Origin of the sequence: Streptomyces asiaticus, from assembly GCF_018138715.1 — a bacterium.
In the GTDB taxonomy this organism is placed as follows: Bacteria; Actinomycetota; Actinomycetes; order Streptomycetales; family Streptomycetaceae; genus Streptomyces; species Streptomyces asiaticus.
In genome coordinates this window covers 8470341-8488524 of sequence record NZ_JAGSHX010000006.1, presented here as the reverse complement: position 1 = coordinate 8488524, position 18184 = coordinate 8470341, and the positions used below count along the sequence as shown (strand labels likewise).

At 74.4% G+C, this 18184-nt stretch carries 13 protein-coding genes; 5 read left to right on the top strand and 8 right to left on the bottom strand.

Annotated features, from left to right (window positions below; genetic code table 11):
• Positions 1-147 precede the first annotated feature (147 nt).
• From KHP12_RS44110 to KHP12_RS44100, 3 genes are read left to right on the top strand one after another with little or no spacing between them, the layout of a single operon-like run.
• Positions 148-927 carry a LamB/YcsF family protein gene (locus KHP12_RS44110; protein ID WP_086883693.1) on the top strand — a complete coding sequence of 260 codons (780 nt, stop codon included), beginning with the start codon at positions 148-150 and terminating at the stop codon, positions 925-927.
• Positions 924-1574, top strand: a complete 651-nt coding sequence (locus KHP12_RS44105) for a 5-oxoprolinase subunit B family protein (RefSeq protein WP_086883694.1) — start codon at positions 924-926, stop codon at positions 1572-1574. Before KHP12_RS44110 ends, KHP12_RS44105 begins: the two co-directional genes overlap by 4 nt.
• Positions 1571-2482: a 5-oxoprolinase subunit C family protein gene (locus KHP12_RS44100; protein ID WP_086883695.1), complete on the top strand. Its 912-nt coding sequence runs from the start codon at positions 1571-1573 to the stop codon at positions 2480-2482. Before KHP12_RS44105 ends, KHP12_RS44100 begins: the two co-directional genes overlap by 4 nt.
• Here KHP12_RS44100 and KHP12_RS44095 read toward each other — a convergent pair.
• The 7 genes from KHP12_RS44095 to KHP12_RS44065 all read right to left on the bottom strand — a co-directional run bounded on the left by KHP12_RS44095 (position 2479) and on the right by KHP12_RS44065 (position 13106).
• The gene (locus tag KHP12_RS44095; protein ID WP_086883696.1) at positions 2479-2745 is read right to left on the bottom strand and encodes a WhiB family transcriptional regulator; all 267 of its coding nucleotides are present in this window, start codon (positions 2743-2745) and stop codon (positions 2479-2481) included. The two genes, KHP12_RS44100 and KHP12_RS44095, sit on opposite strands and share 4 nt — an antisense overlap.
• Positions 2746-2965: 220 nt before the next feature.
• Entirely contained in the window at positions 2966-3988 is a 1023-nt protein-coding gene (locus KHP12_RS44090) for an ankyrin repeat domain-containing protein (protein ID WP_211834530.1), read from the bottom strand.
• Positions 3985-7629 (bottom strand): hydantoinase B/oxoprolinase family protein, encoded by a 3645-nt coding sequence (locus tag KHP12_RS44085; RefSeq protein ID WP_211834529.1) that lies wholly within the window; start codon positions 7627-7629, stop codon positions 3985-3987. Before KHP12_RS44085 ends, KHP12_RS44090 begins: the two co-directional genes overlap by 4 nt.
• Complete coding sequence (locus KHP12_RS44080) at positions 7626-8876, bottom strand: SGNH/GDSL hydrolase family protein (protein ID WP_308017016.1); 1251 nt, start codon at positions 8874-8876, stop codon at positions 7626-7628. The genes KHP12_RS44085 and KHP12_RS44080 overlap by 4 nt, the downstream gene beginning before the upstream one ends.
• Positions 8873-10102 carry a glycosyltransferase gene (locus tag KHP12_RS44075; RefSeq protein ID WP_211834528.1) on the bottom strand — a complete coding sequence of 410 codons (1230 nt, stop codon included), beginning with the start codon at positions 10100-10102 and terminating at the stop codon, positions 8873-8875. The genes KHP12_RS44080 and KHP12_RS44075 overlap by 4 nt, the downstream gene beginning before the upstream one ends.
• Positions 10103-10143: 41 nt before the next feature.
• On the bottom strand, positions 10144-11310 hold the full coding sequence (locus KHP12_RS44070) for a glycosyltransferase family 4 protein (protein ID WP_086883700.1): 1167 nt from the start codon (positions 11308-11310) through the stop codon (positions 10144-10146).
• A 371-nt stretch (positions 11311-11681) separates the two neighbouring features.
• Complete coding sequence (locus tag KHP12_RS44065) at positions 11682-13106, bottom strand: hypothetical protein (RefSeq protein WP_086883701.1); 1425 nt, start codon at positions 13104-13106, stop codon at positions 11682-11684.
• 313 nt (positions 13107-13419) lie between these two features.
• On the opposite strand from KHP12_RS44065, the gene KHP12_RS44060 reads away from it, so the two are divergent.
• Positions 13420-15087 carry a PP2C family protein-serine/threonine phosphatase gene (locus KHP12_RS44060; protein WP_211834527.1) on the top strand — a complete coding sequence of 556 codons (1668 nt, stop codon included), beginning with the start codon at positions 13420-13422 and terminating at the stop codon, positions 15085-15087.
• Positions 15088-15243: 156 nt separating this feature from the next.
• Here KHP12_RS44060 and KHP12_RS44055 read toward each other — a convergent pair whose 3' ends face one another.
• Positions 15244-16752, bottom strand: coding sequence for a DNA-binding protein NsdB (locus KHP12_RS44055; protein ID WP_086883703.1), 1509 nt, complete (start codon positions 16750-16752; stop codon positions 15244-15246).
• A 247-nt stretch (positions 16753-16999) separates the two neighbouring features.
• On the opposite strand from KHP12_RS44055, the gene KHP12_RS44050 reads away from it, so the two are divergent.
• Positions 17000-18103, top strand: coding sequence for an aminoglycoside phosphotransferase family protein (locus KHP12_RS44050; protein ID WP_086883704.1), 1104 nt, complete (start codon positions 17000-17002; stop codon positions 18101-18103).
• Positions 18104-18184 lie beyond the last annotated feature (81 nt).

The following is an 18184-nucleotide window of genomic DNA, read 5'->3' as shown; positions in this document are numbered from 1 at the left end:
CGGCGTCGCGTTCGTCCCGTATAGCGAGAAGTCAAGCCCAGAAACCGTGACCGGACAACAACCATCTTGTCGGATCGTTCAACGATCGCTTACCTTGTGGTGCCATCCACAACCCCGCACGTATCCCCCACGCCCGAACGGACGGATATGACCGCATCCTTGGCGAACCTGTCCATCGATCTCAACGCCGACCTCGGCGAGGGGTTCGGCCGCTGGCAGCTCACCGACGACGAGGCCCTGCTGTCCATCGTCACCAGCGCCAATGTCGCCTGCGGCTTCCACGCCGGGGATCCCTCGACCATGCGCCGGGTGTGCGAGCTGGCCGCCGAGCGCGGAGTGCGCGTCGGGGCCCAGGTCTCCTACCGGGACCTGGCCGGTTTCGGTCGGCGCAGCATGGATGTACCGGCCCGGGAGCTGGCCGACGAGATCGCGTATCAGATCGGCGCGTTGGAGATCTTCGCGCGTGCCGCCGGGACGCGGGTGCACTACGTCAAGCCCCATGGCGCGCTCTACAACCGCAGCGTGCACGACGAGGCGCAGGCCGCCGCCGTGGTCGAGGGCGTCAGGCTGGCCGCCGGCGGTCCGCTGCCGGTGCTGGGGCTGCCCGGGTCCCGGCTGCACGAGGCGGCCCGCGCGGCCGGGCTGCCGGTGATCGCCGAGGCGTTCGCCGACCGCGCCTACACCGCCGCCGGGACGCTCGTGCCCCGCACCGAGCCCGGCGCCGTGGTCCACGACCCGGACACGGTGGTCAAGCGCGCCCTCGGCTTCGCCCGCGACCGCGCGGTGACCTCGATCGACGGACGGCGCATCGAGGTGGACGTGCGCTCGCTGTGCGTCCACGGCGACACCCCCGGCGCCGCCGACCTCGCCCGCCGGGTGCGGTCCGAGCTGGCCGCCGCGGGGGTGCGCGTGGCGGCGTTCGTATGACGGTGCGGACCCTGCCCGTCGGTGAGCACGGGCTGCTCATCGAGCTCGACAGCGGTGAGGCGGCCGAGGCGCTCCACGCCGAGCTGCTGCGCCGCGCCGCCGAGCGGCGGCTGCCCACCGTGAGCGACATCGTGCCCGCCGCCCGGACCGTGTTCCTCGACGGGCTCGCGGACCCCGGGCGGCTCGCCGCCGAACTGCCCGGCTGGCGGATACCGCCCCTCGACCGTGGCGACAGCGAGATCGTCGAGGTGCCCGTGCGCTACGACGGGCCCGATCTGGACGAGGTCGCGCAGCGCTGGGGGGTGACGCCCGAGGAGGCCGTACGGATCCACTCCGGTGCCGAGTTCCGGGTGGCCTTCTGTGGCTTCGCGCCCGGCTTCGGCTATCTGACGGGGCTGCCCGAGCGGTTCCACGTGCCGCGCCACGCGACACCCAGGACCCGGGTACCGGTCGGCTCGGTGGCCCTCGCGGGCGGGTACACGGGCGTCTATCCGCGCTCCTCCCCCGGCGGCTGGCAGCTCATCGGCACCACGGACGCCGTGCTGTGGGACACCGAACGGGAACCGGCGGCGCTGTTCACCCCCGGCACTCGCGTCCGCTTCATCCCGGTATCGGATGGCGCGACCCCGGAAGGGGCGGCGCCATGACCGACAGCGCCTTCGTCGTCGTACGGCCGGGAGCCCTGACCACCGTCCAGGACCTGGGCCGGATCGGCCATGCCCATCTCGGGGTGCCCCGCTCGGGGGCGCTCGACCAGCCCGCCCACCGGCTCGCCAACCGCCTGGTGGGCAACGCCGAGGGGGCCGCGACCCTGGAGACCACGCTCACCGGCTGTGCGGTGCGGCTGCGCCGCCCGGCGACGGTCGCGGTCACCGGCGCACCCTGCCCGGTCACGGTCGACGGCCGCCCGGTCGCGTGGGGCGCGGCCGTACGGGTGCCGTCGGGCGCCCTCCTGGAGGCCGGGGCCGCCGCTCATGGGGTGCGCAGCTATATGGCGTTCGACGGTGGTGTCGAGGCCGAGCCGGTGCTCGGCAGCCGGGCCACGGATGTGCTCTCCGGACTGGGCCCGGCGCCGCTCGCGGACGGCGCGGTGCTGCGGCTCGGGCGGCCGCGGGGGCCGGTGCCCGCCGTGGACGGGGTGCCGCATCGGGGCGTCGTACCGGAGCTGGTGCTCCCCGTGGTGCTCGGTCCGCGTGACGACTGGTTCACCCCCGCGGGGCTGCGCACCCTCTCCACCGGCGACTTCCGTGTCTCGGCCGCGAGCAACCGGATCGGCCTGCGGACCGAGGGCCCCTCGCTGGAGCGGGCACGGGACGGTGAGCTGGCAAGTGAGGGCATGGCGCTCGGCGCGCTCCAAGTCCCGCCGGACGGACGGCCGGTGCTCTTCCTCGCCGACCATCCGACGACCGGCGGCTACCCGGTCGTGGGCGTCGTTCCGGAGCGGTATCTGGCCGCCGCGGCGCAGGCCGTCCCCGGCACTCCGGTGCGGTTCGCCCCGCTGGGCCGGGCCTCCTGGGGGCCGCCTGCCGGGCGGACCGTCCCGGACGGCGCCTAACGGGCGCGCCGTGTGCCGACGCGCTGACTGCGCTGTGCCTTGCGGCGCAGCGCGCGGCGCTCCTCCTCGCCGGTGCCGCCCCAGACCCCGTGGGTCATTCCGCTCTCCAGTGCGTAGTCCAGGCATTCCTGGATCACCGGACAGCGCCGGCAGACCTCCTTGGCCAGCGTCTCCTGCCGCCGGGCCGCCGGGCCGGCCACCCCCACGGGGAAGAACAGCTCCGGATCCTCATGCGTGCATTCGGCGTCATGCCACCAGGCCATGGCTGCCCCTTCCCTGAACAACGTCGCTGAAAGCACCCGCCGTCGGGCTCACGCGCGGGAGTGCGCGGGGCGGGCGTCCGTGGGTCATGCGGGCGCGTCCAGGCGGGCTTTGACAGGGTTCGGGTTTCCGATCGTGGCGGCGGCAAACGGATCCGAACACGCCATGCCTCATATCGGGCTACCTGGTTGAGGACCGGGGCGGTCTGGGCCCCCAGGGGCGTCAGTCCCGCAGCCGCTCGGGCAGCAGGATGACGCTGCTGCCCGGCCTGCCGATCCAGCGCGGACCGCCGTCGACCCCGACCCCCGTGACCGCGGCGGCCATCGCCAGCGCCCGCGCCGTCCAGCCGGACGGATGCCCGCCGTCCCCGAAGCGATAGCGCCACGCCTCCTCCGGATCGCCCTGCTCCGGGTCGAGCATGACCTCCTGGCAGGGGCACATCGCCCCGTCCCGGGCTATGGAGGGATGGATGAACGCGTCGGGGTGGTCGAAGACCGAGACGGCCACGGTGCCCCGGGAGAGCGGCGCCAGCACCTCCTCGCCATGGAGGGCGATCCCGTCGAACTGCTGGAGCACCACACCGCCGGGCGCCGCGCCGACCAGCACCCGTCCCTCCTCCTCCAGCAGGACATCCGCGTAGTCGGCCGCGCCGTCCGCCTCCCCGTCTCCGCCCTCGCCCTCGCCCTCGCCCTCGCCCTCGCCCTCGCCGATGGTGGCGACGATGTCCCCGCCCAGCGCGGCCACGACCTCCGGCACGCTCCGCCCGGCCACGAACGCCACGCAGCCCCAGTCCTGGTACTCCCCCTCCTCGGCGTCGAAGACGGCGATCAGCTCATCGGCCGACCGCTGCGCGGCCCGCTCCCCGGGGGACGGCTCCCGGGCGCCGGGCACCCCGGCCACCAGGTCGGCCAGCGGCGTCCACCACGCCAGCTCGCCCGGGCTCCGCCCGTCGACCTCCCGGGGCCGCCAGGGGTCGGCCCCGGCCGCGATGAGCGCCGACGCCTTCTCCCGGTCCCAGTTGCGCACCGCGTGCCACAGCGGGGTGCGGCCCGCCGCGTCCGGCTGGTCCACCTCCCGCGCCACCGTGAGCAGTTCGGCCAGCACCTCGGCGCTTCCCGAGCAGGCCGCGGAGTGCAGCGGCGCCATATGGCCACCGAGGACGCGGTCGGGGTCGGCTCCCGCGGCGAGCGCGGCGCGCACGGCCCGCAGATCCGTCCAGTCGTGGATGTCCTGCCAGTCGGTCATGCGTCCAATCTGGCATCCGCCACCGACAATCCGTCCCCGGCCTCCTCCGGCGGGCCGTAACCGCCGCCGCCCGGGGTGTGGACGACCAGGACGTCCCCCGCCCCGACGTCCGCCGCGTCACGGCCGTCCAGGCGGTCCACCGAACCGTCGGCGCGCTCGATCAGGTTCGCGCCCAGCGCGCCCGGTCCGCCGCCCGCCATCCCGTACGGGGCCACCCGGCGGTGGCCGGTGAGGAGGGCGACCGCCATCGGCTCCAGGAAGCGGATGCGGCGGGTGACGCCGTGGCCACCGCGCCATTGGCCGCGGCCGCCGCTGCCCCGGCGGATCGCGAAGCTCTCCACCCGCACCGGATAGCGCCACTCCAGCACCTCGGGGTCGGTCAGCCGGGAGTTGGTCATATGGGTCTGTACGGCGTCGGCGCCGTCGAAGCCGTCCCCCGCGCCGGAGCCGCTGGCGACCGTCTCGTAGTACTGGACGCGGTCATTGCCGAAGGTGACGTTGTTCATCGTGCCGGAGCCCTCGGCCTGGACGCCCAGGGCCGCGTACAGGGCGCCCGTGACGGCCTGGGAGGTCTCGACGTTCCCGGCGACCGTGGCGGCCGGAAAGACGGGCGCCAGCATGGAGCCCTCGGGGACGCGGACCTCCAGGGGCTTCAGACAGCCGCTGTTGAGCGGGATGTCCTCGGCCACCAGCGTGCGGAAGACATAGAGCACGGCCGCCATCACCACCGAGCCGGGCGCGTTGTCGTTGCCCGGCCGCTGGGGCGAGGTGCCGGTGAAGTCCAGGACGGCGCCGCGCGCGTCGCGGTCCACCGTAAGGCTGACGCGGATGACCGCCCCGCCGTCGGTCTCGTAGCGGTACGAGCCGTCGCGCAGCCCGGCGACGATACGGCGCACCGACTCCTCGGCGTTGTCCTGGACGTGGCCCATATAGGCGTGCACGACGTCGAGGCCGAACTGCCCGATCATCCGGCGCAGTTCCTGGACGCCCTTCTCGTTGGCGGCGATCTGGGCGCGCAGATCGGCGAGGTTGGCGTCCGGGGCGCGGGACGGATACGGCCCGGCGGTCAGCAGCTCGCGGGTCTCCCGCTCGCGCAGCGCCCCGTCCCGTACCAGCAGCCAGTTGTCGAAGAGGACGCCCTCCTCCTCGATGGTGCGGCTGAAGGCGGGCATGGAGCCGGGGGTGATGCCGCCGATCTCGGCGTGGTGGCCGCGCGAGGCGACGAGGAAGAGCAGTTCGTCCCCCGCCTCGTCGAAGACCGGGCTGACCACGGTGACATCCGGCAGGTGGGTGCCCCCGTGGTACGGGTCGTTGATCGCGTACACATCGCCGGGCCGCATCGCGCCCTTGTTGCGCCGCAGCACCTCCTTGATGGACTCGCCCATGGAGCCCAGGTGCACCGGGATGTGCGGGGCGTTGGCGATGAGGTTGCCCTCGGCGTCGAAGAGGGCGCAGGAGAAGTCGAGCCGCTCCTTGATGTTGACGGAGTGGGCGGTGTGCTCCAGGCGGACACCCATCTGTTCGGCGATGGCCATGAAGAGGCTGTTGAAGACCTCCAGCATCACGGGGTCCACCTCGGTGCCGACCGCGGTGGTGCTCGGGCGCGGCCGGACCCGGGTGAGCAGCAGATGGCCGCGCTCGCCCATGGTGGCCTGCCAGCCGGGGTCGACCACGGTGGTGGCGTCCTCCTCGGCGACGATCGCGGGCCCGGTGACCCGCTCCGACGGGCGCATGTGATCGCGTTCGTAGAGCTCCGTCCGCTGCCAGCGCCCTTCCGAGAACATCCTTACGGTCGTCACGGGCGCCAGTTCGCCCTCCCTGGGCGGGCGTTCCACGGCATGGCCGCAGGTCGGCCCGGACGCGCCGACCGCCTCGACCGACACCGCCTCGACGACCAGCGGCTTGTCCATGGTGAAGGCGTAGCGGGTGCGGTGCGCCCGGACGAAGTCCTCGGTCATCGCGGGGGCGGAGCCTACGGGTACGGGGATGCTGGAGTCGGTGCCCGCGTACCGCAGATGGACCCGGGCGACGGTGTCCAGGGTGTCCTCCGGGACCCCGTCCGCGAGCAGTTCGCCGCGGGTCTGATCGGCCAGCCGCGCGCACAGCTCGCGCACCCGCGGCAGCGTCTCCTCGCCCAGCTCCGCCTCGACGGCCTGCTCGCGCATGGCGGTGGCGTCGGCCACCCCGATGCCGTACGCGGAGAGCACCCCCGCGAGCGGCGGCACGATCACCGTGCCGATGCCGAGCGCGTCGGCGACCGCGCAGGCGTGCTGGCCGCCCGCGCCACCGAAGCTGGTGAGCGCGTAACGGGTGACATCACGGCCGCGCTGCACGGAGATCTTCTTGACCGCGTTGGCCATGTTGAGCACCGCGATGTCCAGGAAGCCCGCCGCGACCTCCTCCGGTCCGCGCCGGTCGTCGGTCGCCTCCGCGATCTCCCCGGCGAGCGCGGCGAAGCGCTCCCGGACCGTCGCCGCGTCCAGCGGCTGGTCGGCGTGCGGGCCGAAGACCGCGGGGAAGTGGTCCGGCTGGATCCGGCCGAGCATCACATTGGCGTCGGTCACGGTCAGCGGGCCGCCGCGCCGGTAGCAGGCGGGGCCGGGGACGGCACCGGCCGAGTCCGGCCCCACGCGGTAGCGCCGGCCGTCGAAGTGGAGCACCGAACCGCCGCCCGCCGCCACGGTGTGGATGTTCATCATCGGGGCGCGCATCCGCACCCCGGCGACCTCGGTGCCGAAGATCCGCTCGAACTCGCCCGCGTAGTGCGAGACATCGGTGGAGGTGCCGCCCATGTCGAAGCCGATGACGCGGTCGTGTCCGGCCTCACCGGAGGAGCGCGCCATGCCCACCACACCGCCCGCGGGCCCGGACAGCACCGCGTCCTTGCCCCGGAAGTGCGCGGCCTCCCGCAGCCCTCCGTTGGACTGCATGAACATCAGCCGGATACCGCGCAGTTCGGCGGCCACGTCCTCCACATAGCGGCGCAGGATGGGCGAGAGATAGGCGTCGACCACGGTGGTGTCGCCGCGGGAGACGAGCTTCATCAGCGGGCTGACCTCGTGGGAGCAGCTCACCTGGGCGAAGCCGAGGTCGCGCGCCACCGCGGCGACCGCCTGTTCGTGCGCGGTGTGCCGATAGCCGTGCAGCAGGACGACGGCGGCACTGCGGAAGCCGTCGCGGTGGGCGGTGCGCAGCGCCCCGGCGGCGGCGTCGAGGTCCAGGGGGCGGACGACCTCGCCATGGGCGTCCACCCGCTCGGGGATCTCCACCACCCGGTCGTACAGCGCCTCGGGGAGCAGGATCCGGCGGTCGAAGAGGCGGGGGCGGTTCTGGTACGCGATGCGCAGCGCGTCCCGGAACCCTTCGGTGACAACGAGGACGGTCGGCTCGCCCTTGCGCTCCAGGAGGGCGTTGGTGGCGACCGTGGTGCCCATCTTGACGACGTCGATCCGGTCGGCCGGGACCGGATCGCCGGGGCCGAGCCCCAGCGTCTGCCGGATCCCGGCGACGGCGGCGTCCGTATAGCGCTCGGGGTGGTGGGACAGCAGCTTGGCGGTGACCAGGCGGCCGTCCGGACGCTTGCCGACGACGTCCGTGAAGGTTCCGCCCCGGTCGATCCAGAATTCCCAGCGACCCGTCACCCCGCCATTGTCGCAGCGGACGGCGGTGTGCCGGCGATGAGCAGATCGGCGGGCGGCTGGGGCAGTGGGTCGGTGGTGGACGGGTGCGGAAGGTGGGCGGGGGCCGGGCCGCGGGTCACCGCGGTGAGCGCGGCGAGCGTCGCCCGCCGGTCCCGGTCCTCGAGCAGGTGTCCGGTGCCCCTGAGGCGGTGGCGCCACTCCAGGGCCGCCAGCGAGACCAGACCGGGCAGCAGGTCGGTGCAGCGGTCCGCGATCCAGCGGGTGCCGCGGGTCGCCATCCACCACGCGGAGGCGGCGCGCGAGGGCGCGACGCCGTCGAGCTCCAGGGACGGCGGGGCGCCGGTCGCGATGGACCGGGCGCGCAGGGCGCCGTGGAACTCCCTGGCCAGCAGCCGGTGCCCGAGCTCGCTCGGATGCAGCCGGTCCACGCTCCACGCCCGCCGGTCGGCGACCCAGGTGTGGTCGCTCAGCTCCACATGGACCGCCTCGTGACGCTGGGACAGCGCGTGCACCACGGTGTTCACCGCGCGCATCCGGCGCCCCAGGGGGCGCGCCAGCGCGGACGGCAGCCCCAGCATCCGCCCGGGGTCGGGCAGGCAGGCGGTGAGCACCACGGCGCCGTCGGCGCGCAACGCGCCGATCGTGCGGTCGAGGGCCTCGGCGACCCGGTGGATGTCGAACGAGTCGCGCAGCGTGTCGTTCCCGCCGACCACGACCGACACCAGATGCGGGCGGGCACGGCGGGCGGCGGGCAGCTGTTCGTCGGCGACATCGGCGGCCAGCGCCCCGCTGCGGGACAGATTGACGAACTCCACGGGCTCATCGGGGTGCGGCCCGGCCGCCGCCGCGAGCAGCGCGGCCCAGCCGCGCCAACCGCCGCCGGGCGCGGGGTCGCCGAGTCCCTCGGTGAGCGAGTCGCCGAGGGCGGCGAACCGCAGCCTGCGCGGCTCCGCGCCCTCGCCCGGGCCCTCGCCCGCGCACTCGCCCGCGCACTCGCCCGTGGCCTCCTCGTCGCCCGGCGTGGCGCCCGGCGTCCGGCCCGCCCGATGCGGGGCAGTGCCCGCCCGGTGCGGGGCAGTGCCCGCCCGGTGCGGGGCAGTGGTCGCGTCCTGCCCCGCACACCCCGTCTCCGTAAGGACGGCCTCCGCGATGACGGTCTCCGTAAGGGCGGCCTCCGTAGGGACGGCCTCCTTACGAGACGGTTCCGTACCAGCCCGGTCCCCCGTGTGAGCGCCGGCTGCGCTCACCGCACACCGCCGACGGCCCGGGGCGCGGAGACCGCCGGAGCGGCCGGGAGCGCGGCGGCCGGGAGCCGACCGCCGTCGGCGCACCGGACGCCCTCGGTGGACGCGTCATGGGCGGCCAGGAAGGACGCGACCGCCGCGGGCCAGCCGTAGCGCTCGGCCCGGGCCCGGGCCGCCGCCCGGCGCAGGGGCTCCGAGCGGCCGAGGACGCGCTCGACGGCGTCCGCGAAGGCCGTTCCGTTGTCGGCCGCGGTCTCGCCGGCCGCGCCGACGATGTCCGGCAGCGCGGAGAGCGCGCTGACGACAACGGGCGAACCGCAGGCCAGCGCCTCCAGCGCGGCGAGGCCGAAGGTCTCCGCCGGGCCCGGCGCCAGCACCACATCGGCGCTCGCCTGGATGGCGGCGAGTCCCGCCCGCTCCGCCAGATGGCCGAGGAAGACGGCCGGAAGCCCCTCGGCGCGGGCGCGGGCCTCCAGACGCGGCCGGAGCGGCCCGTCCCCGGCCACCACGAGCGCCGCGGAGACGCCGCGCCGCCGCAGCTCGGCGAGCGCGTCGAGCGCCCGGCCCGGCCGCTTCTCGGGCGACAGCCGCGAGCACATGGCGATGAGCACGGCCGCCTCACCGCGGTGGTGGTCCCGCAGCGCGGCGTCGTGGTGGGAGGGGCGGAAGTGGCCGAGATCCACGCCCAGCGGGGCGCGTACGACGTTCCGGGCGCCGATCCGTACGAACTCGCGCGCCGCCCATTCGGTGGTGCAGACGATCCGCGAGTACGCCCGCGCGGTACGGAGGTTGAGCCGGTCGGAGGCTCCCTCGGCGAACGCGTCCGGCACACCCCAGGTGCGCAGCACGGCGTCCGCGCTCTCGTGGGAGACCATCACGGCCGGTACGCGGGCGCGCCGCGCCCACTCCCCCGTCCAGCGGAGGGAGGTGCGGTCCGACACCTCGAGCCGGTCCGGTGCGAGGCCGTCGAGCAGCCGGGCCAGCCGCCGCCGGTCGGCCAGGACGCGGTAGCCGCCGGTGCCGGGGATGGTCGGCCCGGGCAGCGTGATCACCCGCCCCTGCCGGGTGTGCTCGTCCGAGACCCGCTCGCCCGGCACCACCAGGACGGCCTCGTGCCCGGCCGCCTGGTATCCGGCCCCGAGCTCGCGCAGCGCGGTCCGCAGGCCGCCCGAGGCGGGGGTGACGAAGTTGGCCAGCCGGACGATGCGCAGCCCCTTGCCGTCGCTCATGTTCTGCTCTCCTCCCACAGTTCCCACAGCTCCCACAGCGCTCATGCGGCGACCGCCGTGCGGGCCGCCAGGACCTCGGTGTAGTGGTCGATGAGCTGGTCGCCGATCGCCGCCCAGGTGCGGCCCTCGACCGCCTCCCGGCCGGCGTGGCCCAGCGCCGCGCGCAGCTTCGCGTCGGCCGCGAGCAGCGATACGGCGTCGGTCACCTCGGTCGCGTCCCCGGGCGGCACCAGCAGTCCGGTGCGCCCGTGGTCGATCAGGTCCAGCGGGCCGCCCGCCGCGGGCGCGATCACCGGGACACCGCTGGCCTGGGCCTCCTGCACGGTCTGGCAGAAGGTCTCCTGGGGCCCGGTGTGGGCGAAGACGTCCAGCGAGGCGAAGACCCGGGCCAGGTCGTTGCCGGTGCGGCGGCCGAGGAAGCGGGCCCTCGGCATGGCCGCCCGCAGCGCGGGCTCGCTCGGCCCGTCCCCGACCACGACCACCTGGATGCCGGGGAGCTCGCTCAGCGGCGCGAGCAGCTCGACGTTCTTCTCCGGGGCGAGGCGGCCGATGTATCCGACGATCAGCTCACCGCCGGGGGCGAGCGAGCGGCGCAGCTCCGGGTCGCGGCGCGAGGGCTGGAAGCGCTCGGTGTCGACCCCGCGCGGCCACAGCCGGATCCTCGGCACGCCGTGCTCGTCCAGGTCGCGAGCGGCGGCGGTGGAGGGGGCGAGGGTGCGGTCGGCGGCGGTGTGCACGGCGCGGATGCGCCGCCAGGCCGCGTTCTCGCCCGCGCCGAGGTAGGTGCGGGCGTAGGAGCCCAGGTCGGTCTGGTAGACGGCCAGCGCGGGTATCCGCAGCCGGAGCGCGGCCGTCATCCCCCGCGCGCCCAGCACGAAGGGGCTGGCGAGGTGGACGACATCGCTGCCGTGGGAGGTGATCGCGGCCGCGAGCTTCCGGCTGGGCAGCGCGACCCGCACCTGCGGATAGCCGGGCAGGGGGAGGGACGGGATACGGACGACGGGGTACGGATGCGACCGGTCCATCTCCCCTTGGCTCTCGGGCGGACCGCCGGCCGCGGCGGGCGGTGGGCCTCCGGGGGGACCCGCCGGTGCGATGACCAAGGGGTGATGACCACGGCGGTGGAGGTGGTCCGCGGTCTGAAGCGTGCAGTGAGCGACGCCGTTGATGTCGGGTGGGAAGGATTCAGTCACGATGGCGACACGCATACCGGTGTTGTCGGCGTACGAAGGGTGGCCCCGGCATCGTGAACGTTTCGCGCCGTAGAACGTCCCATGAGCGTTGGCCCTCGCACCCCGAGAGGCCCCTTCAGGGCCCCTGGAGGGATCGCCGCAAAGCCGTATGAACCCGCTGGAATCGACGGCCGGTCACCCGGCGTGAATGTTTCGCTGCGAACGTCCTGCTCGGGGCCGGAGCGGAGATACGAAGGGTGACGAGACTCTCACCCATGCCCGGAAAGACGCGTCCGGCGCCTCGGAGGTTGCCTTGCGCCCGACACCTCGGGGGCGCGTCCTGGAGTGCCTGGCCCCCGGGGCCGTACGTCGGGGGCGGCCGGGGGTCGGAAGCCCGCGGCCGGGGGTCAGAAGCCCGGGGTCTCGGGCCCGATGCGGCTGCGGACCGCCGTCTGGACCTCGGCCTCCTCCGCCGGGTCGGCGGCCAGCCGGCGGAGCTGTTCGACGACGCGGGCGTCGGCGGTGGCGGCGTGGCGGGCGGCGACCTCGCGGGTGCTCTCCTCGCAGTCCCAGAGGCATTCGACCGCGAAGCCCGCCGCGAAGGACGGATCGGTGGCGGCCAGCGCGCGGGCGGCGCGGCCGCGGAGGTGGGAGGAGGCCGTCTCCCGGTAGATATGACGCAGGACGGGCGCGGCACAGGAGATCGTCAGGCGTCCGGCGCCGTCGACGAGCGTCCACAGGGTCTGGGCGTCCGGGCCCTCGGCCCGGACCGTGCGGCGGAGGGCGGCGAGCACGAGCGGGGTGTCGTACTGACCACCGCGGCAGGAGAGCATCGCGGCCGCCGCGTCCCCGAGGGCGTCGGGGCGGTGGGCCCAGATCCGGGCCCGGTCGAGGGCGGCGATACTGCGCATGCGTTCGAAGGCGGAGAGGGCGGCCTGGGAGACCAGCTGTGAGGCGTCCGGCTCGGTCACGGCGGCCTCGATCAGGTCGAGCACCTCGGGGTCACCGATCTCCGCGAGGTGCCGCAGCGCCGCGGCGCGGGCGGCGTCGGGGGCCGACGCGGCGGCGGCGAGGAGCTCGGGCCGGTCCTCGGGACCGGCGACGGCGGCGAGACAGCGGGCGGCCGCGTCGGGGCGGCGGGCGTCCGGCTTCAGATCGTGCTCCCGCTGGGCCCACAGCAGGACGTCGTGGACGCTCCAGCCGGGGCGCGGTCCCGAGGGCCGCAGCTGGCGCTGCCATCGGTCGAAGGCGCCGCGCTCGGCCGCCGCGCGCACTCGCGGCCCGTGGTCCGGATCGTCGGCCCACAGCCGCCAGGGCCGGGGTTCGTAGGCGCCGCGCACCACGGCGGCCAGTTCCGCGTCGCCGTCGGGGGTCCGGGGGAAGCGGGCGAGGATCGCGGGGGCGAGGCCGCGCAGCCCGGTGTCGTCGTCGCGCAGGGCCAGCTCGTCGAGGGCCCATTCCCAGTTGCTGCCGGCCGCGGCGTAGCGGCGCAGCAGCCGCAGCGCGTCGGACCTGCCGTAGGCGGCGAGGTGGCCGAGGACGGAGAGGGCGAGCCCGGTGCGCTCCTCGTCGTCGTCGACCAGGTCGTCGGGGTGGAACAGATGCTGTTCGATCTCGTCGAGCCCGGCGTCGAGGTCCAGGCAGAGCCTGGCGTAATAGAGCGAGCGGTTCTCGACCTGCCAGTCACGGCGGGGGTCGCGCAGCACACAGTGGTGCAGTGCCGCGAGCGCCTCGGCCCGCGGCGCGGCGAGGGCGTGCAGGGTCCCGTCGCCGCGGCCTCGCTGGAGGAGGCCGAGCAGGGTGCCGCTGGGCGCTATGTCTGGATCGAACATGAGGTCAGCATCCGGTGCGGGAGGTTCGCTGGCAACGGGATTTCCGTCGATCGGCATTCTTGCCGATGTCCTGCCGCCGTATGCCTGATGAACGGTGCGGGACTGAGGGACTCCCGAGCGCCGCAGCCTACCCGGAATCGCGCGCTCCGCCGATTCCCGCCCGACATGCACCCGGAAGGCCATCGGCATATGCCGCAAGCACCACCGGATCGGGTATTGCCAAACCGCTTACGGGATGTCGCAGCCTGTGCAAGAGTCGTTACCGGTCCCTCCCTCAAGACCCGGCCGCGCCGCGCCCGTATCGGAGAACGTCATGCCGTCCCCCCGCTCCGCGGACCATCCCGCCGTATCGCCTCCCCAGCGTGACACGGTGGACGCCCTCATCTCGCAGACCCAGCGGCTCCGCGGCGGGCTCGACGCCGTCCGCCGGGACACCGTCGCGGACCTGGGCGGTACGGATGACGCGCAGGTGCGCTGGCAGCGCGCGCTGTGCGAGCTCGCCGTCCACCAGCTGGACGATCTGGGCCGGCATCTGGACGAGCTGCGCGAGGGGCTGCCCGCCGATGCCTCCGAGACGGTCGAGGCCCCGGGGACGGTCGAGCCATCCGGGACGGTCGAGCCCCCCGAGACGGTCGAGCCCCCCGAGACGGTCGAGCCATCCGGGGCGATCGAACCATCCGGGGCGATCGAACCATCCGGGGCGATCGAACCATCCGAGACCGTCGGTTCCACCGATCCTGAGGCCGACGCGACGGCCGACGCGACGGCCGGGGCCCCGGCCGGGAGCGAGGCCGCCGGTCATGCCCCCACCGGCCGCGGTTCGCTGCTGAGCCGGGTCGGCAGCGCCGAGTGGAACCTCCTCACCGACGAGGTGACCTGGTCCGACGAGCTCTGCCGGATCTTCGGCCGCGATCCCGGGGACGGCGGGCTCACCCTCGACGAGCTGCCCTCCTGGGTCTTCTCCGAGGACCAGCCGATCCTGACCGGGATGGTCACGGACTGCCTGGTGGACGGAAAGCCCATCGACGGCGAGTTCCGCATCGTGCGCCAGGACGAGGTGGTGCGCACCGTCCATATGGCGGGCGAGCCGGTGCTGGACAGCGACGGCAGCACCGCCTCCATGTGGGCCGTGCTCCGGGATGTGAGCGAGCTGCGCCGCAGCGAGCGGGCGGTGCGCGAGAGCCGGGAGACACTGCGCCACCAGCGGCGGATCGCCCGGACCGAGCGCCGGCTGGCGGTGGAGGTGCAGGAGGCCGTGCTGCCGCCGTGGCGCGGCTCCCTCCGGCTCCCGGCCCGTGACGGCTTCCCGGGCGCGGGTCCGGCGCCGGACAGCGCCGCCCTCGACCTCGCCGCCCACTACCTCCCCTCGGAGTCCAGCGCCCAGATCGGCGGCGACTGGTACGACGCGCTCGAACTCCCCGATGGCCACACCCTGCTGAGCGTCGGCGGCCTCACCGGCCACGGGGTGACCGCGACCTGCGGCATGGCCATGCTGCTCGGCGCCGTGCGCGGCATGGCGGTGGCCGGGATCGAGCCCGGCGCGCTGATGGGGCGGCTCAACCAGCTGCTCGCCGTCTCCTCCCAGCCCGCGCTGGTCGGCGCCGTCTGCGCGCGGTACGACCCGCGCACCCGTGCCCTGGCGTGGGCGCAGGCCGGACACCCCGCCCCGCTGCTGTTCCGCGATGGGACGGGGCGCCCGCTGCGCTCTCCCGACGGTGTGCTGCTCGGCGCCACGGCGGGCGCCGCGTACACCCAGGCCGAGGAGCGGCTGGAGCCGGGCGATCTGCTGGTGCTGCACACCGGACGGCTCGCCAGGGACGCCGAGGGCGCCACCGAGCGGCTGCTCGCGCTCGCGCCACGGCTGACCGCCGCCCATGGCGCACAGGAGTGCGTACGGACGGTGGCCGAGGCGTTCGGCGACGAGCCGCGCGAGAACGACGCCTGTGTGCTGATCGCCAGGGTCACCGGCGCCCGCGCGTGACGCGGCGCCCCGCGTCGGTGTGGCGCGGTGAACGGCCCCTCGTCAGGCGTCGGCCCTTCATACGGCGTTGACCCCGCGTAAGACGTCTGCCCTTCGTATGGCGTTGACCCCGCGTGCTGCCCTTCGTCCTGCCCTTCGTACGGCGCGGCCCGGTCGCTAGACGGCCGCGCTGCTGGCGATGGAGCCGGGCCCTTTCAGCCCCGTGCCACCCTTCCCCGCGCCTCCCTTCGGCATCACCTGCTGGATCTCCTCGCGCAGCTCCCGGATGGCCGGTGAGGTGCCGTACCGCCCGGTGAGCCGGTACATCTCGCGCAGCCGGTCCCAGGTGCGGTGCGAGGAGTTCTGCTCGATCGTCAGCAGCGCCATCCGGGCATGGCGGTCGGCCTGCTCCGGATCGTCGCCGAGGAAACAGGCCGACGCGATGGAGATGTGGTCGAAGATCTGGGACCGCTGGCGACCGCCCTCCCGCATCCGCAGCGCCTTCTTGGCATGGCTCTGGGCGATCCCCGCCGCCCCCGGCTCGTGCTCGGCCAGAGTGCGGTAGACCAGCCCCTGCATGCCGTGCAGATCGGCCTCGTTGAACAGCTGCATCCAGCTCGGCGCCGGCCCGTCGTCCCGGTCCGAGACGAACAGCTCCTCCGCCTCGCCCAGGGCGCGCCGCACCGCCTGACCCTGGCCCTTGGACGCCAGCGCCCATGCCTCGATGGTGCAGAACATGGACCGGGTGCGCGGCAGCGCCGCCTCGCCCGCACCGGACTTGGCCAGCCTCATCAGCTCCAGGGCGTCGTCCGGGCGGCCGAGGTGCACCATCTGCCGGGCGGCCCGGGAGAGCGCCTCACTCGCCCGGGGCCGGTCGCCGCCCTCGCGGGCCGCGTGGGTGGCGATGACGAAGTACTTCTGGGCGGTCGGCTCCAGGCCGACGTCATGGGACATCCAGCCGGCGAGGACGGCCAGATTGGCCGCCACCCCCCACAGTCTGCGCTGGAGGTGCTCGGGGTGGCGGTAGGCGAGCATGCCGCCCACCTCGTTGAGCTGGCCCACCACGGCCTTGCGCTGGAGCCCGCCGCCGCGGGCCGCGTCCCAGGCGCGGAAGACCTCGACCGAGGTCTCCAGGGCGTCGATCTCCTGGGAGCCCACGGGGGCGGCCTCGTAGCGGTCGAAGCCCACGGGCTCGACGGACAGGGGATTGTCGGTACGGGGGGCGTCGGTGGCGAGGGTGGGGTCGGAGAGCAGAAAGTCGCTCATGGCACCGGTGATGGCGGATCCCGCGGCGAGCGCGGCACCCGCACCCACCAAGCCGCGTCGGTTGAACATAAGGTCCATTCCCGTGAATTCGGTGAGGACCGCGGCCGTGGACTCGGGCGGCCAGAGCAGCCCGTCACCGGACTGCCCCTTTCCCGCGCGCCCCCCTCGTCCGAACCCGAGATCCTCGATGGTCACGACTCGACCGAGGCGCTCGGTGAACAGGGCAGCCAGCACCTTGGGCACGGGATCGCGCGGCGTCTCGCCGGTGTCGATCCAACGCCGCACCCGCGAGGTGTCGGTCGCCAGCTGCGGATGGCCCATGGCCGCCGCCTTCCGGTTCACGAGCCTCGCGAGCTCCCCCTTGGACCAGCCGGCGAGGCCGAACAGGTCCGCAAGACGGGTGTTGGGTTCCCTCGTCACGTCAAGCCCCCAGGTTCCTCGGCTGACTTGACAGTAACGGCCCCGTCACGAGCTGTGCGACTATTCGCCAGGGTTCGCCAGGGTCCGCCAGATGGTGTGCCACCCGTACAGGGGTGTGATGTAGGAGCGCGTTACCCGGCCCGGTGGCGGCTCGAGTTCGACCGAACCGCATTCCCCAGGGTGCGGCCCCGCCCCGGGGCCGGGTGCGTACGCAATTCGTCGGCACACGAAGGGATCTGTCTCGCCCATGTACGCAGCATCGTCCTCCGTGTCCGTCCCGCCCCGGCCGTACCGGCGGCAGCTGCCCGGCAATGGGCCGTACCTCGATCCCGCCCCCGGCGGCCGGGCCCGGCGGGCCGCCGCCCTCGGCCCCGTGCCGCCCCGCGGGAGACTCGACTTGTCCGGTCCACAGGGTGCGCAGCTGCGCACCGCGATCACCTCGGTCCACCGCATCTGTCCGGAGTTCAACCCGGTGCAGGTGCTGCGGCGCAGCGGACGGTCCGTACTCCTGATCGGGGCGACCGGGCGCAGCACCGCGGTGGCCAAGTGCCTGCTGGACCACTCCCCCGCGTGGGCCGAGCGGTTCCGCCGGGAAATAGCGATGTACCGGGCGTTCGTCCGCCAGCGCCCGCCGGTGCGGGTGCCCCGGCTGATCGCCGCCGACCCGGACAACTGCGCGCTCGTCATCGAGCGGATGCCCGGGCGGATCGCGGCCGCGCAGCGCCACCCCACCGAGCCCCCGCCGCGTGCCGATCTGGGCACGGTGCTGGGTGCGATCCGCCGGGTCAACCAATGGCGGCCGCCCGCCCATCTGTTCGACGCCCCCATCGACTACGCCGGCCGGCTGACCCGCTATCACGAGCTCGGGCTGCTGACCGACCGGGACATGGGCGATCTACAGAAGCTGCTGCGCGGCGTCTCGCACGCCTGCGGGCGGCAGACCCCGGTGCAGTTCTGCCATGGCGACGCCCTGTTGAACAACGTCCTGCTGTCCCCCGCGGGCCCGGTGCTCCTCGACTGGGATCACGCGGGCTGGTATCTGCCCGGCTATGACCTGGCCACGCTGTGGACGGTGCTGGGCGACGCCCCCGTCACCCGGCGCCAGATCAGCCAGTTGGCACAGGCCGCCGGCCCGGCCGCGCGGGACTCCTTCCTGGTGAATCTGATGCTGGTGTTGACGCGGGAGATCCGGCAGTACGAGACCGCGGTGCAGCGCACCATGCACGACCCCGCTCCCCTGGTGCCGGGAGCGGTGCCGGCCGGTGAGGAGCAGCGGCTGCTGCTGCGCCGGCTGCACGACGACTGCGCGCTGGCCCGGCGCGCGGTGCGGGCGGCGGTCGGCACCCGCTGAGCGGAGGCGGGGTGGCGGCCGCCTGGCGCGTCACCGGTCTGGACCGGTGACGCGCCGCAGGCGGGTGGACATGCGAACGCC

Coding starts and splice junctions, on each gene's coding strand:
- KHP12_RS44110 (WP_086883693.1), top strand. CDS start 148: ATGACCGCATCCTTGGCGAACCTGTCCATCGATCTCAACGCCGACCTC.
- KHP12_RS44105 (WP_086883694.1), top strand. CDS start 924: ATGACGGTGCGGACCCTGCCCGTCGGTGAGCACGGGCTGCTCATCGAG.
- KHP12_RS44100 (WP_086883695.1), top strand. CDS start 1,571: ATGACCGACAGCGCCTTCGTCGTCGTACGGCCGGGAGCCCTGACCACC.
- KHP12_RS44095 (WP_086883696.1), bottom strand. CDS start 2,745: ATGGCCTGGTGGCATGACGCCGAATGCACGCATGAGGATCCGGAGCTG.
- KHP12_RS44090 (WP_211834530.1), bottom strand. CDS start 3,988: ATGACCGACTGGCAGGACATCCACGACTGGACGGATCTGCGGGCCGTG.
- KHP12_RS44075 (WP_211834528.1), bottom strand. CDS start 10,102: ATGAGCGACGGCAAGGGGCTGCGCATCGTCCGGCTGGCCAACTTCGTC.
- KHP12_RS44070 (WP_086883700.1), bottom strand. CDS start 11,310: ATGCGTGTCGCCATCGTGACTGAATCCTTCCCACCCGACATCAACGGC.
- KHP12_RS44065 (WP_086883701.1), bottom strand. CDS start 13,106: ATGTTCGATCCAGACATAGCGCCCAGCGGCACCCTGCTCGGCCTCCTC.
- KHP12_RS44060 (WP_211834527.1), top strand. CDS start 13,420: ATGCCGTCCCCCCGCTCCGCGGACCATCCCGCCGTATCGCCTCCCCAG.
- KHP12_RS44050 (WP_086883704.1), top strand. CDS start 17,000: ATGTACGCAGCATCGTCCTCCGTGTCCGTCCCGCCCCGGCCGTACCGG.